A 15,565-nucleotide genomic window follows, 5' to 3' on the forward strand; every position below is an offset into this window, starting at 1 on the left:
GGCAGATTTAAGGCAAAGATAATGCCTTAATGTATTCCATGCATCCATTTTCGCAGAAGCGGAACCATTAGGAATAGTATCAAAGCGGCACCAAGTACTACAGCTACACCCCAAATTAAATACGTATTTGCATATACAGAGAGCGTTTCAGAAGGGGGCGCAGTATCACCCACATCTTCACCAGCTGTTAGCTCTCCAATCAAACCCGCCATTTTGTTGGCAAGAGAGATAGATAAAAACCAAGCCCCCATAACAAATCCTACGGCTTTGGCAGGTGATAGTTTTGTAATCATAGATAACCCAACCGGCGATAAGCAAAGCTCACCAGTGGTATGAAAGAAGTACATGGCAATCAAAAACACCATAGAGACCATTCCTTCTACTGCAAAGTATTTTGATCCGATAACAATAACCCCAAAACCGACAGCGAGGAAGAACAAACCGAGAACAAATTTCATCGGTGTTGATGGCTCTTTGCCGCTGCTGTTTAGCTTTATCCACATATATGAGAAAAGCGGAGCAAGGATAATAATAAAGAAGCTATTGAAGAACTGGAAGGTAGATGCGGGAATTCCATGACGGACAATATTCCTTTCGGTAAATAAGGTAATGGAGCCACCGGCCTGTTCAAAAAGCGCCCAAAATACGGCGTGAAAGACAAAGAGAACCATGATTACCCACATCCGTTCTTTTTTGGATTTATCGTCTTGTTTGAGCGACATGACAAAAATAACTGCCAGAATTCCGATGCTCAATACCAGTAGAATTACGGTTACGACATCGCTCAAATTTAAAAATTGGGCACAAATAGGAATAAAAATCAAGGTGCCGATAATGGCAAGCCACTGATTTCGCTTCAGGTTTGGAGAAGTATATTTTTCAAAAGATTCAGCTTCGCGCATATGCGCGTCGAGAATTGCTTCAGATCCGGCTTCGAGTCTGGCTACATCTTCTTTCTCATTTATCTCTTCATCTATATCGTATTGGCTTGGGTTGATTCCTTTTTTCCCAAAAGCACGAGGCCCCATAAGCCAAAACACGAGTAGGCCGGCGAGCATTCCAATACCTGCAAGACCAAATCCATAGTGCCAGCTTATTTCTTCGCCTACGTATCCACAAGTTACAATGGCAAGGAGAGCTCCAATATTTACACCCATGTAAAAGATAGTAAATGCACCGTCTTTTCTACTGTCATTTACGCCGTAAAACTTACCGAGAAAGCTGGAGATATTTGGCTTGAAGAATCCATTTCCAATAATAATAAAAGCAAGCGAAAGAAAGAAAAGCTGCATATTTCCGCCAAAATACATCCCTTCAAGAGCAAGGGCAAAGTGGCCTGCCATCATGAGAATACCTCCGAATAAAATAGCTTTTCTGAAGCCCAGAATTTTATCGGCAATAATACCACCCACTACCGGAAAGAGGTAAACCATGGCGGTATAAGAGCCATAAATTCCGAGCGCTTTGCTATCGGCTTCGCCTTGCCCCAAATGGTTAAAGAGTTCCTTAACCATATAGAGGGTAAGGAGTGCCCGCATTCCATAATAAGAAAACCGCTCCCACATTTCTGCAAAAAACAGAACGAACAGCGCTCTGGGATGAAGTTTTCTATTGGAATAAATAATTATTGGTACCCAGATAATTACAAATATCCAGGCTACGACCATTATCCAGAAAGCTATATTATCCATAAGGCAGATGTATTAGGTTGTGAGCAACACTATGTTTTAAAATTGGTTAAGTTTTAAAGTGACTTGTCGGCTAATTCAAATTTTTCTTGTTCGGGTGGTGTTTCGATTTGTAAATCTTCAGCACCGTGAGTCAAACGTTTAAGCGGTTTAAGCAAGGCTATAACCAGCAGGCCGACTAACGTGCAGAAAATGGCGATTCCTGTAAAAATTTCGAGCTCGCCTGCAGACTGTGACCACTCTCCAAGCAAACCTGCCAGTTTATTTCCAAAACCTGTGGCTGCAAAATAAGCACCCATCATAAAAGATGCATATTTAAGCGGAGCAAGTTTTGTGATGAATGAAAGCGCAACCGGCGAGGCGCAGAGCTCACCAATAGTGTGAAGTAGATACGCAAATACCAACCAGTACATTGCCGATTCTCCTTCAGCTGCGTATTGCAGGGAAGCGCCTGTCATAAACAAAAATCCCCAGCCCATAATGATTATTCCAATTGCCATTTTGAATAGCGACGAAGATTCCTTGTTGCGTCTTTTTCTGGTTGCCCAAAATGCGGCAATCGGAACTCCAAGGGTAATAATAAAGAAGGCATTTACAGATTGAAACCAGGATGCAGGAACCATAAAGTCCAGAAATCCAATATAGAGGTCGGTTTTTTGAGCGGTGTAAATATTTAAAAGACCTCCGGCTTGTTCAAATGAACCCCAGAAAACAATGATCAAAGCAAAGGAAATGAACATAACCTTCATCCTGTCTTTTTCTATGTGCGTCAGTGGCCTTTTCTTGGCTGCCTGCTCTTCACGGCTCATTTCTGTAGTAGATTCTCCAATACCTTTTAAGAATTTTTGTCCCCACATAAATACAACCTGGCCTACCACCATTCCTATGCCAGCAAGCCCGAAACCGAGATGCCATCCATAGAATTCACCTACGTATCCTACTATGAGAGCTGAAAGAAAAGCACCTATATTTATTCCGATATAGAAAATAGTAAAACCTTTGTCGCGGCGATCGTCGCCCGGTTCGTAGAGCCCGCCAACCATAGTAGAAATATTTGGCTTTAAGCCACCGACTCCCAAAATAATTAAAGCCAGACCAGCGTAAAATGCCCAAAGTGCATCAACAGCCAAAATACCATGCCCGGCGCAAAGCAAGAGACCACCTATTAACACCGTTCTTTTTTGACCCCAAACTTTGTCGGCGAGCCAACCACCGGGAATCGACATTACGTAAACCAGCATGGTGTACCATCCGTAAAGAACTAAAGCATCAGATTCATCCCATCCATATCCGGGATTGTCGCCTGTGGACGATGAAATAAGGTACAGTACAAGTATGGCTCGCATTCCATAATAAGAAAAGCGTTCCCATAATTCTGTAAAGAATAAAATGTACAGCCCTTTCGGGTGCCCCATAAATTCTTCTCGCACTATTGATGGATTTGTTGATTGATTGTTCTCGTCTAAGATCATTTGTTACAAATTGTCTTTAATAAAATTCGTCATCTTGGTATAGAGATGGAAGCGTGTGTTTCCACCATAAATGCCATGGTTTTTATTGGGATAAATAAATAGATCGAACTGTTTATCGGCATCCACAAGTGCTTTGACCATTTCCATTGTGTTTTGATAATGTACATTGTCATCGGCAGAGCCGTGAATTAGCAAATATGCGCCATTAAGTTGATTTACAAAATTTATTGGCGAATTTTGATCGTATCCTTTGGCATTTTCTTGTGGAGTGCGCATAAATCTTTCGGTGTAAATACTGTCGTAATACCTCCAGTTGGTAACGGGCGCCACAGCGATTCCCATCTTAAAATAATCGGCACCCTTGGTCATAGCAAGCGAAGTCATAAATCCGCCATAGCTCCATCCCATCATTCCCAAGCGGTTCTGGTCGATGTATTTTTGGTTCCCAAAAAATTTCGCAGCTTCAATCATGTCCTCGGTTTCAAGTTTTCCGAGTTCTAAGTAGGTACTGTGCTTAAAATCTTTACCGCGGTACATCGTTCCGCGTGGATCTACAGAAATTACGATATACCCTTCCTGAGCCAGCATTTGGTGCCAAAAGTAGTTTGAGCCATCCCACGAGTCTGTTACAGTATTTCGACCAGGCCCTCCGTAAATCATAAAAATAGCGGGATACGCTTTGGTGGGATCGAAATTTTTCGGCTTAATGATCCAATAATTCAGATCAATATTGCTGACCGTTTTAAAGGTTCCAAACTCTTTTTTGGAAATATCAAGCTGATCAATTTTTTTCTGAAGAGCGGCGTTTGTTTCTAAATTGCGTATTTTCCTTCCTTTAGAATTGAAAAGTGCGATTTTATAAGGCATATCGGCAGCCGTTTCAAAATTTATAAAATAGTCGAACGATTTGCTAAAAGAGGCATCATTGGTGTGCCCGTTTGGTGTGAGTTTGGTTAGCTCTCCGCGCATATCCTTGGCGGGTACCACCGTGCTTTTTGTCTTATTGTATGTTTTGAATACTGGCTGGTAGTCGAGGCTATATACTTCGCGCTCAAGAGGGCTTTCAATAGCGGCAGAGAAATACAATTTATTATCATTTTGATCAGCACCATAAAATTCCACAACCTCCCAGGTTCCTTTTGTGAGCTGAGCCACTTCGGTACCTTTTAAATCATACATATATATATGATTCCAGCCATCCTTCTCGCTATTCCACAAAAAGTGTTTGTTGTCATTTAGAAAAATCAGATTATCATTAACCTCAATATAAGTATCCGACTTTTCGTCGTATATAGTCTTTACCGTAATATGCTTATTCGGGTTTGCCACATTCGCAAGCAAAAATTCCAGATGATTTTGATGGCGGTTGAGGCGCATAATCGCCAATTCGTCATCATTTTGGGTCCATTTGATTCGCGGAATATATTGATCGGCCTGTGCATTTGCATCTATTTCAACCTTAGCCGATTTCTTTAGATCATAGACCATTATGCCCACTTTCGAATTATCTTCTCCGGCTTTGGGGTACTTAAAATCGTAGGTAGTAGGGTAGAGGTTATCGTAAATGAGCATGTCAAAATTTTTCACTTTCGATTCGTCAAAACGATAGTAGGCTATCTTACTTCCTTTTGGAGACCAATAAAAACCTCTGGCAAATCCAAATTCTTCTTCATAAACCCAATCTACTGCGCCATTAATTATTTCACCCCATTTCCCATCGTCGGTTACGCGGGTTTCTGTACGCACATCGAGATTTGAAATAAAAAGGTCATTTTTTCTAACGAAGGCCACCTGATTTTCTGTTGGCGAGAAGGCCGCAAGCTGTTGTTTTCCAAGTTCGAAATTTGTGATAGGTCTTATTTCATTCGAATTTAAGTCAATGGCATAAAAATTTGCTTTAGACGATCGTCGATAAATGCTTTCTTCATCGGTGGCAATCAGAATTTTTTCTTCGTTGGGGCTGAATGAATAGCTGGAAAATTGAATTTCATTGCCATCTACGCCTTCATAATCCGAACTCCTTATTAATGTATCTACAGCATTTCCGCTCTCGTATGCGTACTTTACGATGTACTGGTTGCTACCTTCAGAGACGCTTCTTGTATAATGAATTCCATCGCTCATGCTTACAATTCCTTGCACGTATTCCGGGCTGTAAGTTCCTTGTTTCCAAATTTTTTCGATAGAAATTTTATTGTCTTGCGCGGTTGCGACTGTTACACTTAAGAGGCAAAAAATTGCCAGCGATACTCTATAAATCAGATTCATTAAATTAAAAAATTACAGAAGCGGCGGTGAATATAGGAATTTCGATTTACACAAACGATGCCAAATCATTTTGCTTATGAAATATTTTTAAATGCAATCTAGTTGCTTATTGATTTCAATAAAATACCGTATCACCCCTAAGGGTGAGAAAAAGTTTCACAAAGAATTCATTGAATTGTAGTAGGTAAAGTTCAGTATTAGAATGAGATGTCAAAATATTTACTCAATGGCAATCCAATTTTCTTATAGAAAAGTTTATTTATTAAGAATCTTTGTATTATATTTGTGTCACTTGGATAAGTCATTGTGGGAGTCCCCTATCTTTCATCGTCTCACTCTAAAGACTCTCACGTTCATGACCCCAAGATAGTTTTTCTGTTTCATAGCCCTGAAAACCCTTCAATCGAGAAGGGTTTTTAGGTTTTAAGTCATTTCGCAACCTACCTTTCGTCCGGTTTTATCTAGCGACTTAAAGCCAATTCATTTCAGAGAATAGAATTCAACTTCTGCTGAATAACCACAACAAGAAATAGTTACATAGGTGTTTGGTTTAATCTTAGAATGCGCAATCGTTGTAGTCGCAGGTAACTTATCACCGTAGACCTCAGGAGCCCGTATGGAGAGAGTCCATATGGCTGCATCTCGCAGGCACAATTTCTATGTTCCTATATATCTATGTGGTGAAAATTAAAGAAGTATTAAACTTAGATCAAACAGACTGAATTAAAAGAGTTGTTTAAGCTGGGCCCGCTTATTTTCTCGATTTAATAGAATCAAGCCATGAAAATTCCCGATTCATTTCAGTAAATACGATTCGTAAAAAAGAATACACGGGCAAGGCAGCAACCATTCCCAATATACCGCCAAGAGAACATGCAATTAGGATGACTAAAAAGATTTCTAAGGGATGAGCTTTTATGCTGTTTGAGAAAATGGCAGGCTGAAAAATGTAATTATCGAGCAGTTGAGTAATCGTAAAAACCAATACCAGTCCTAACATTTTGGGACCGACCACATCAGAAAAACTATAAGCGATATTATTGGCCAGAAGTATAAAAGCGCCAAAACTTGCGCCAATCCACGGGCCGAGATAAGGAACTAAATTTGCAATGCCTGTAAAGGTTGCGATGAGCAATGCATTTTGCACACCCACTATACTTAATCCGATATAAACGCAAGTCGTTATTGCTACTATTTGAACAAGAAGACCTAAAAAATATCTCGACAAAATCTTGTTTGTATTGACAAAAATCTGATCAACCGCTTTTTCCATTCGCATTGGCGAAATAGCTAAAACAAGTTTTCGTATTGTGTTTTTGTCTTTCAGAAAAAAAATGAGATAAAGGAAATAGAGAATATGGCGATCAGAAAATTACCGAAGACACCGATTGCAGTATTTAAAAACCCGGATAATAAGGTGAAATTAAGTGAGCTAAAGATGTAATCTACTGATTGGTTTATATCTATTTTCATATCGGGATTGATGTGATATGCAACGATAAAATCGTTAAAACCATCTATATATGGTCGAAATTTTTCTTGAAAAAGAACGAAGTCGATTTTTGAAAGCTGTTGAAATTGACCGAAAACTACCGGCAAGAAAGCGCCTATTAGTACTGCAAGAATGCCAATAATTGTAATAAGTGTAAAAGCAGCTATAAGAGCACGGGGCAATACCTTGCCTTTAATTTTTATTTTTTCGAGTAAATTAGAAAGCGGCCTTCCAATTAGAGCTACTATTGCCGCCACCAAAACATAGAGCAAAATAGTAGAAGCTTGATAAAGAATCCATCCGGCTATGAATATCAAAGTGAGTATAAGTAGCAGTTGTAACACTTTTCTGATCATAACTACCGTATAGATAAGTAGAGAATTCCATAAAAAAGAAACTGGCAAATAATTGCCATTTGCCCAAGTCGGGGCTTCGCTACCAAAGGATATTTTTGAAATATAGCCGCCAAAAAGAAGGCAACGACGAATCTCGAAACGTAATTTTGAACAGGGATGTGATTTCCTTCCCATGCCCACAAGTCAAAATAAACAGCAACCGGCTCAATGAGCATATAAAGAAGAGTAACGAGCGCAGCTGTTAATAGCCAGGTTATTACCGGATGCAATTTCGACATCTTAAATATAGAATAACTGCCCCAAATTAAGATCATCCACTGCAAACCAATAATAGGAGGGGTGTGAAAAAATTTCCAGCCAAGCATTTCGCCAAAAGTGTATTCCCCGAAAGGGAAACCCGTATTTACTCCTAATATCTCTACGCCATAGCCCAATAAAATTATGGTAATTGCCACGGGCCATCCCAATTTATTATTTGATTTTGAATCGAGCCAAATCATTCCGCCTGTTATGAAAATTAAGATGGGAGTGAGATATACAAACCAAGCCGAAAGTGGCGATACATAGCCCGCAGCACCAAGTAAATGCAGAACCAAAAGAATTGCGATGCCTGCTTTCTTGGACTTAAATTGCTCCAGACTTTCAATTTTTCTCATTGGTGATTGAATGATTGACCAAACAAAAATACTGTAATTAGACTGTTAATTGATATTTGCTGCGACATAATGGGTTATAAACAGCACTTTGATTTTTTAAAAAGAATTTTGAATAAGTGCATATGCTGATTTTTCACGAAAACAGGTTGGTAAAATTAATTGAGTTCAGACAAAATCTCTTATCTTTCAATGCAATTCACATTCGGGTTGCTATATTGTGATCAAAATAATTCGGAAGGGTATGAAATTGGATTTTAATAGATATGAAGTAATAAGTGGGAATGGCTTTCGTCTGGCAGACTATTCTACGAAACCCGATTTTTCTCTATCCGCTAAGGAGTCGAAAAAAATAATTAAAGCGAATGTTGAAGAAATAGCAGATTTTCAGGAAAGAATGTTTGCCAATCAAAAAAGGTCGGCATTAATTGTTTTTCAGGCGATGGATGCTGCCGGAAAGGATGGAACAATTGAGCGGCTTGTAACAGGCGTAAATCCGCAGGGAGTTTTGGTAAGGCCATTTAAGGCGCCTACTCCTATGGAATTGCGCCACGACTTTTTGTGGCGGGTACAATTAAAACTTCCTCCACGAGGCATAATAGGCGTCTTTAATAGATCGCATTATGAAGAGGTTTTGGTGGTACGTGTTCATCCGTCTTATTTGCTTCAACAGAATATTCCCGGAATAGAATCTATTGAAGACGTGAACGACGACCTCTGGGAAAGGCGTTTTAAAATGATTCGAAATTTTGAGCAAAATCTCGTCCATACGGGAACGCATGTGATGAAATTCTTTCTTCATATTTCCAAAGATGAGCAGAAAAAGCGATTGCTTGACCGTATCGGCGAGCCTGACAAGCATTGGAAATTTAATTTGGGAGATGTCACAGAACGCCCATACTGGGATAAGTATATGCGCGCTTTTGACGATGCTATTAGAAACACGGCATCGCCAGATGCGCCCTGGTATGTTATTCCCGGTGATGATAAAGACGACGCTAGAGCAATTGTAACGTCCATTGTGGCACAAAAGCTTGGAGCGGTAAAAGAGCAGTGGCCTGATGCGGGAGCAAAGAAACGTGACGAAATAGATGCAGGCGAAGAAATTCTTGAGAATGAATGAGGCACCGCCAGTAAAGAAAATGAGGTGAAAGTGTTGCATTTCATACACAATCCATTTTCATATAGTTCTGATTAATAATGATTTAAAAAAGGAGCGTAAATTGCTTTTACTTCTTTGATTAACTGAATAACAAAAATTTAGGAATATGGAAACGCTCTCAAATACTACAAACAAAGGACTTATTTTATCGGCAACAAGTATAATAGGTACACCCGTACGCAACGATAAAGACGAGTCGATCGGAAAAATTGAAGATTTAATGATCAATACGCAAACCGGTGAAATGCTCTATACAGTACTTTCAGTCGATACGGGATTTCTTGATATGGGGAGCAAATATTTCGCGGTTCCGCTACAGCGTTACCGATTTGATACTATCAGAGAAATGATGATTCTCGATGTGCCAAAGGAAAAATTGGAATCTGCACCGGGTTTTGACAAGGATAACTGGCCTACCGCCGAGGATGAAGACTTTCTAAAAACCATTTTTACTCATTATAATGTAGAGCGGTATCATCACTCATTTTAAATTTATTAAAAGTAAAATCGACTTAATCTTTTAGGGTTCTTAATCCATCAAAACCTTATAGGTAGGGTCTTCCATCACGTTTACATCTATTATTTCATTGGCATTGGCCAAAAGCTTTTGACAGTCTGGGCTTAAATGCTTTAGATGCACTTTTTTACCCACTTTGAGGTAGCGTTCCGTTATTTTATTGAGCGCTTCTATGGCGCTCATGTCTACTACGCGGCTCTCTGCAAAGTCTATAATTATTTCTTCAGGATCGCCCAGCACGTCAAACTTTTCGTTAAAGGCCATGACAGAACCGAAAAACAATGGGCCATAAATTTGATAATGCTTTACACCGTCTGCATCAATCATTTTACGCGCTCTAATTCTCTTGGCATTATCCCATGCAAAAACAAGGGCGGCTATTACTACGCCTATTAAAACGGCGAGTGCCAGGTTGTGTAAAAAAACCGTAACAAGGGTAACCATTACCATCACAAAAATATCTGATTTTGGCATTCGTTTAAATGTTCGTAGGCTCGCCCATTCAAAGGTTCCTATTGCAACCATAATCATAAGTCCCGTAAGTGCCGCCATAGGCAAGCGCTCTATCAGGCTGGAGCCAAACATGATAAATACCAGCAGCATTACTGCGGCGACAATTCCTGAAAGTCGCGCTCTGGCACCATTTGAAGTATTGATAAGGCTTTGGCCAATCATGGCACAACCACCCATTCCCGAAAACAGGCCTGAAAGAATATTGGCCGTTCCCTGCGCCACAGCTTCTTTATTACTCCGGCCGCGGGTTTCGGTAATTTCATCAATAATATTCAGCGTAAGCAAACTCTCTATCAAGCCTACCCCTGCCACAATTGCGGCATAGGGAAATATGATTTGTAGTGTTTTCCACTCCAGTGGCACTAGCGGAATATGAAATGGTGGAAATGTTCCTTTAATTGAAGCAATATCGCCAACGGTTCTGGTGTCTATATCCAAAAATACTACGAGGCCAAAAATGGTGAGAATAGCGACCAGAGAAGCGGGAATGGCTTTGCTCAATTTTGGCAAAAAGTAGATTATAGCCATGGTAAGGAGCACGAGCCCGAGTAAAATATAAAGTGGTTGACCTGTAAGCCAGTTGCCGTCAAGGTCTTGAAATTGGGCGAGTTGCGACATGAAAATAATAATAGCGAGCCCATTTACAAAACCAAAAATAACGGGGTGTGGCACCAGCCGCATAAGCTTGCCCAGCCGCAGTAAGCCCGCGGTGAGCTGAAGAATCCCGGCAAGAATTACAGCTGCGAAAACATATTCTACGCCGTAATCCATTGCCAGTGAAACAATTACTACGGCAATTGCTCCCGTTGCTCCGGAAATCATTCCCGGTCTTCCGCCCAAAATAGAAGTAACCAGCCCCATAACAAATGCTGCATAAAGGCCTGTAAGTGGAGAAAGTCCCGCAATAATCGCGAAGGCGACCGCTTCTGGAACCAAAGCGAGTGCCACGGTAAGTCCGGAAAGTACCTCTGTGCGGTAATTTACTTTTTGCGAAAAATCAAAAAAGTTAAGGTATTTTTTCATTGAATTACGGATACTGTAGATGTTCTTAGCCGGCTAATTTAATAATCTGAAAGCCATTGATTTTTGAGCGCGCGAAGATAGTTATTTTTTTAGTGATTCAGTGTTATCAAGACCCGTCTTATAAGTTAAAATGCGTAATCTCGGAAAATAACGATCTCTTCGATTTTCCGAGAAGGATTTTCATCCATTACCATTTCGTATTTTAGCCCAAAAAATACTTGTTGAAACCGAACCTTAGAATTTGAAAACGAAAAGAAAAACAATTGGTTTAGATTGGCGAAATTCACACTTCGCAAAATAATTCAATAATTATGAGTGAAAAAAAAGTAACAATTCTTTCAATTGATGGTGGTGGCATACGCGGCATTATACCCGGAGTAGTGATGGAATATATAGAAGGAGAATTGAGAAGAATAGAAGGAGATGACAAGCGGATAGCAGATTATTTTGATTTGATTGCCGGAACAAGTACCGGTGGAATTCTTACCGGTCTCTATCTGATTCCGGATGAAAGCAATCCAACACGCCCTAAATACGATGCCTCTGAAGCCGTAAACCTCTACTTTCTGAATGGCCCTAAAATATTTGATTTAAATCTTTGGAATCGCATCCGCACACTCGGTGGTATGACCGATGAGAAATACGATGCCGCCTATTTTGAAAAGGCACTAAAAAACTATTTTGGCGATTCATTGCTATCAGATCTTCTTAAGCCTTCTCTTATAGCCGCTTATGATATCGAAAAACGTAGAGCAGTATTCTTTACATCCATAGAAGCTAAAGAAACTGCAGTGCGTAATTTTAAAATGCGCGATGTAGTTAGAGCCACATCCTCGGCACCTACTTACTTTGAGCCTCCGCTTATTTACGCTGAAGATGGCGCCGCTTATGCCTTGATAGATGGTGGAGTATTTGCCAATAATCCCGCGTTGTGTGCGTATGCGGAAGCACGCAAGATTAATTTTAGCAACATTGGCAAAGCTATAGAGCCTTGCGGCGAAGAGATGCTTATTATAAGCCTTGGTTCAGGCGCCAAGTCTATGGCTAGAAAAAGGCCTTACCTGTATAGAAAGTACAAGGATGCTGGCAAATTAAAGTGGATTCCGGCAGTAATAGATATCATGACTAGCGGAAACTCCGAAACGGTAGATTATCAACTCATGCAGATCTTTGATACCATGACCCCCAGCGATAAAAATGACTACCATAGGGTAGATCCCGGCATAGGTCTTGCAAATCCTGAAATGGACGACGCCAGCCCTGCAAATATGGAGGCATTGCGCCAAGCTGCCAAAGCTTACATAGCCGAAAACCAAAATGAACTTGATGTAATAGTCAGTAAACTAATAGCTCATAAGCAGGATAAAAAAGAAGAGTTGGCATAACACTGCAGAAGGGTTCCCATTCTGTGCGGATTATTACCCTTCTATGTGTAATCTTACCCCAAAATATGCGCACTGAATCGATGTTTTTAATTTTTTTCATCTCGTTATTACATTGTAAATCAGTTAATTGTTCTAATTCCTTTCGGTGGAGCTGATTCTGGTATAAATCTCGCATATATAGTAGTATAAGATTTATTACTAACATTTAAAAACACATATCATGAGCGCAACAGCAGATAAAATTAAAGGAAACTGGAATACTATTAAAGGGAAACTAAAACAGCAATACGGAGATCTTACCGACGACGATTTAACATACGCAGAAGGTAAAGAAGACGAAATGCTGGGTAGAGTTCAGAAAAAAACTGGAGAGTCGAAAGAAAATATTAAAAAATTCATCGACAACGTATAAGTTCGATTTATTATGAAACAGATCAATTTGAAAACCCGTTGCCACCTGGCATCGGGTTTTCTTATATAAAATTGGCATTCCTTTTTGATCACTCATTCCAATTGCGTTTTAATTCTTTGTAAATTCGTCGGCTATGGCGATAAATATTGACAGGAATAAATACCAGAACCTCACAAAAATGGAGTTTCTGGCTCGACAGGTGGTTGAGGGTTTTATTACAGGAATGCACAAAAGCCCTTTTCATGGATTTTCGGTTGAATTTGCCGAGCACCGTTTATACAATACTGGCCAAAGCACGCGCCATATAGATTGGAAACTATATGCGCGCAGCGAAAAACTTTTTGTAAAGCGCTACGAAGAAGAAACAAATTTGCGATGTCGTATCGTGCTTGACACGTCTGCTTCTATGCGCTATCCCGAAGCAAAAGGCGACGACAAGCACAGCAAGCTTACTTTTGCCACCTACGCGGCAGCTGCTCTTACCGAAATGATGCGCCGCCAGCGCGATGCTGTGGGATTGACCACTTTTTCAGAAACGGTAGAGTTTCACTCACCCGCCAAGTCAACAATGGCTCACCATAAGTTTTTGTTTAACCAAATGGAAGCCTATCTCAATGCAGAGCCAGACGCTAAGCAAACCTCGGCTGTAGATGCCATGCATCAAATTGCAGAGCGTATTCACCGCCGGTCGTTAATAGTTGTGCTCAGTGATATGTTTGACAATTCCGAAAAGCAAGACGAGCTTTTTTCAGCTTTGCAGCGATTGAAATTTAATAAGCACGAGGTTATTCTATTTCACATTACGGATAAAAGTACTGAGCTTGATTTTGAATTTGAAAATCGGCCATACACATTCGTAGATACTGAAACCGGCGAGCAGGTTAAGGCTCATCCAAATGAAATCAGAGAAACTTACCTCAATCAAATGGATAAGTTTATGTACGAGCTTCAGCTAAAATGCGGCCAGTACGGTATAGATTTCGTTTCTGCCGATATCGCAGATGGGTTTAATGATGTATTGTTAAAATACATGATTAAGCGAAAGAAACTTTTTTGATTCATTTGGTTGATAATCTGATTTATAGAATGGCAGCAATAGATTTTTACAAAACCAATTTTAATTTTTTGATTAATTTCTGCTGAAATTCTTTTGGACAATGGAAATTTCGATTACTTTTGCCACCGCTCCGCAAGGAGTACAACTTATACCAGGTCCGGTAGTTCAGTTGGTTAGAATGCCTGCCTGTCACGCAGGAGGTCGCGAGTTCGAGTCTCGTCCGGACCGCAAAAAGCCACCCTTGAGGTGGCTTTTTTGCTTTGTATAGGTATCTTAGATTGCTAAATGATTGAATCTTACGACATAGTAGTTATTGGAGGCGGCGCCGCGGGGTTTTTTGCTGCTATTCACGCAGCAAACGCTTCCGCGAATTCTGTTGTGATTCTGGAAAAAACCAATAAAGTGCTTACGAAGGTTGCAGTAAGTGGTGGCGGTAGATGCAATGTTACCCATGATTGCAATTACCCATCGCAACTGGTAGAAAACTATCCCAGAGGAGGTAAAAAACTAAGGAAGTCATTTGAGCTTTTTGACGCTAAAAGCACTCAAAATTGGTTTGAAAACCGTGAGATTCAACTTAAAACAGAATCGGATGGACGGGTTTTTCCGGTTTCAGACAATTCCAAAACGATTGTGGATGCACTCTGGCACGCTGCAGAAGAGAATGGAGTAAAAGTTCATTACAAAAGGGAAGTAGCAAAAATAACAATGATCGAAGACGGAGGGTTTCGACTTGAACTCTCAAGCGGAGATCAAATTCTGGCAGCTAAAGTTATTGTTACCACCGGCGGATTTAATAAAATAGGAGGCTATCAATGGCTTAAAGATCTGGGGTTAAAAATAGCAAAACCTGTTCCCAGTTTATTTACATTTAATGTGCCCGATAGTGAAATGAAAGATCTAATGGGGCTTTCCGTTTCGCAAGGCGGCGTACAAATACCAGGCACAAAATGGAAAAGCGAAGGCCCTGTTTTGATTACACATTGGGGATTTAGCGCGCCTGCAGTAATTAAACTCTCGGCCTGGGCTGCTATTTATCTGAATGAAATTAATTACAAGTTTCCCATTTTAATAAATTGGGCAGGAGCCGGTGAGCCATTCGTAAGAGAAGAAATAAGCGGTATGCGTCAGAAACATCCTTTAAAAGTTGTGGTCTCTAATCCCATGTTTGGTTTGCCGGCGCGACTGTGGGAAAAGCTTTGTGCCATGGCAGAAATAAGCGCAAACTTAAAATTTGCTGATTTACCGGCTAAAAAGGCGAATAAATTGATGGAAAATTTGGTGCGTTGCGGATTCAATGTATCCGGAAAAACTACTTTTAAAGAAGAGTTTGTGACTTGTGGTGGTGTGGAACTTGATGCAGTTAACCTACTTACATTTGAGTCGAAAAAGGTTCCGGGTTTATACCTCGCCGGCGAAGTGCTTAATGTTGATGGGATTACAGGTGGATTTAATTTCCAGCATGCATGGACAAGTGGCTACTTGGCAGGGAAAAATGCTGGAGAATCGCTGCATTGAAGGGGTTTAGAAATTAGAAATCTTACGCCGAAATTATTAGGGATTATTG

At 40.3% G+C, this 15,565-nt stretch carries 13 protein-coding genes and 1 tRNA gene; 7 read left to right on the forward strand and 7 right to left on the reverse strand.

Annotated features, from left to right (window positions below; genetic code table 11):
• Window positions 1–26: 26 nt before the first annotated feature.
• The 6 genes from G3O08_RS06225 to G3O08_RS06250 form a co-directional block, all read right to left on the reverse strand.
• The gene (locus tag G3O08_RS06225) at window positions 27–1,691 is read right to left on the reverse strand and encodes a peptide MFS transporter (protein ID WP_163283962.1); all 1,665 of its coding nucleotides are present in this window, start codon (window positions 1,689–1,691) and stop codon (window positions 27–29) included.
• A 53-nt stretch (window positions 1,692–1,744) separates the two neighbouring features.
• Window positions 1,745–3,160 carry a peptide MFS transporter gene (locus G3O08_RS06230; RefSeq protein WP_163283964.1) on the reverse strand — a complete coding sequence of 472 codons (1,416 nt, stop codon included), beginning with the start codon at window positions 3,158–3,160 and terminating at the stop codon, window positions 1,745–1,747.
• A 3-nt stretch (window positions 3,161–3,163) separates the two neighbouring features.
• The gene (locus G3O08_RS06235; protein WP_239541025.1) at window positions 3,164–5,428 is read right to left on the reverse strand and encodes a S9 family peptidase; all 2,265 of its coding nucleotides are present in this window, start codon (window positions 5,426–5,428) and stop codon (window positions 3,164–3,166) included.
• Between the two features lie 751 nt (window positions 5,429–6,179).
• The gene (locus G3O08_RS06240) at window positions 6,180–6,785 is read right to left on the reverse strand and encodes an AI-2E family transporter (protein WP_163284161.1); all 606 of its coding nucleotides are present in this window, start codon (window positions 6,783–6,785) and stop codon (window positions 6,180–6,182) included.
• On the reverse strand, window positions 6,752–7,276 hold the full coding sequence (locus G3O08_RS06245; RefSeq protein WP_163283966.1) for an AI-2E family transporter: 525 nt from the start codon (window positions 7,274–7,276) through the stop codon (window positions 6,752–6,754). The genes G3O08_RS06240 and G3O08_RS06245 overlap by 34 nt, the downstream gene beginning before the upstream one ends.
• Before the next feature lie 2 nt (window positions 7,277–7,278).
• Window positions 7,279–7,932, reverse strand: a complete 654-nt coding sequence (locus G3O08_RS06250) for a carotenoid biosynthesis protein (protein ID WP_163283968.1) — start codon at window positions 7,930–7,932, stop codon at window positions 7,279–7,281.
• 241 nt (window positions 7,933–8,173) lie between these two features.
• Between G3O08_RS06250 and G3O08_RS06255 the strand changes: the two genes are divergently transcribed.
• Entirely contained in the window at window positions 8,174–9,052 is an 879-nt protein-coding gene (locus G3O08_RS06255; RefSeq protein ID WP_163283970.1) for a PPK2 family polyphosphate kinase, read from the forward strand.
• A gap of 145 nt (window positions 9,053–9,197) precedes the next feature.
• Complete coding sequence (locus G3O08_RS06260) at window positions 9,198–9,581, forward strand: PRC-barrel domain-containing protein (RefSeq protein ID WP_163283972.1); 384 nt, start codon at window positions 9,198–9,200, stop codon at window positions 9,579–9,581.
• A gap of 39 nt (window positions 9,582–9,620) precedes the next feature.
• On the opposite strand, the gene G3O08_RS06265 is transcribed toward G3O08_RS06260, so the two are convergent.
• Window positions 9,621–11,144 (reverse strand): SulP family inorganic anion transporter, encoded by a 1,524-nt coding sequence (locus G3O08_RS06265; RefSeq protein WP_163283974.1) that lies wholly within the window; start codon window positions 11,142–11,144, stop codon window positions 9,621–9,623.
• A 311-nt stretch (window positions 11,145–11,455) separates the two neighbouring features.
• On the opposite strand from G3O08_RS06265, the gene G3O08_RS06270 reads away from it, so the two are divergent.
• From G3O08_RS06270 to G3O08_RS06290, 5 genes are all read left to right on the forward strand, one after another.
• Entirely contained in the window at window positions 11,456–12,529 is a 1,074-nt protein-coding gene (locus G3O08_RS06270; RefSeq protein WP_163283976.1) for a patatin-like phospholipase family protein, read from the forward strand.
• Window positions 12,530–12,749: 220 nt separating this feature from the next.
• Window positions 12,750–12,941: a CsbD family protein gene (locus tag G3O08_RS06275; protein WP_163283978.1), complete on the forward strand. Its 192-nt coding sequence runs from the start codon at window positions 12,750–12,752 to the stop codon at window positions 12,939–12,941.
• 133 nt (window positions 12,942–13,074) lie between these two features.
• Entirely contained in the window at window positions 13,075–13,998 is a 924-nt protein-coding gene (locus G3O08_RS06280; protein WP_163283979.1) for a DUF58 domain-containing protein, read from the forward strand.
• Window positions 13,999–14,152: 154 nt separating this feature from the next.
• A tRNA-Asp gene (locus G3O08_RS06285) sits at window positions 14,153–14,226 on the forward strand.
• Between the two features lie 57 nt (window positions 14,227–14,283).
• Window positions 14,284–15,516, forward strand: coding sequence for a BaiN/RdsA family NAD(P)/FAD-dependent oxidoreductase (locus tag G3O08_RS06290; protein WP_204336794.1), 1,233 nt, complete (start codon window positions 14,284–14,286; stop codon window positions 15,514–15,516).
• Window positions 15,517–15,565: the final 49 nt, after the last annotated feature.

Source organism: Cryomorpha ignava (genome assembly GCF_010686655.1).
Taxonomy (GTDB): domain Bacteria; phylum Bacteroidota; class Bacteroidia; order Flavobacteriales_D; family Cryomorphaceae; genus Cryomorpha; species Cryomorpha ignava.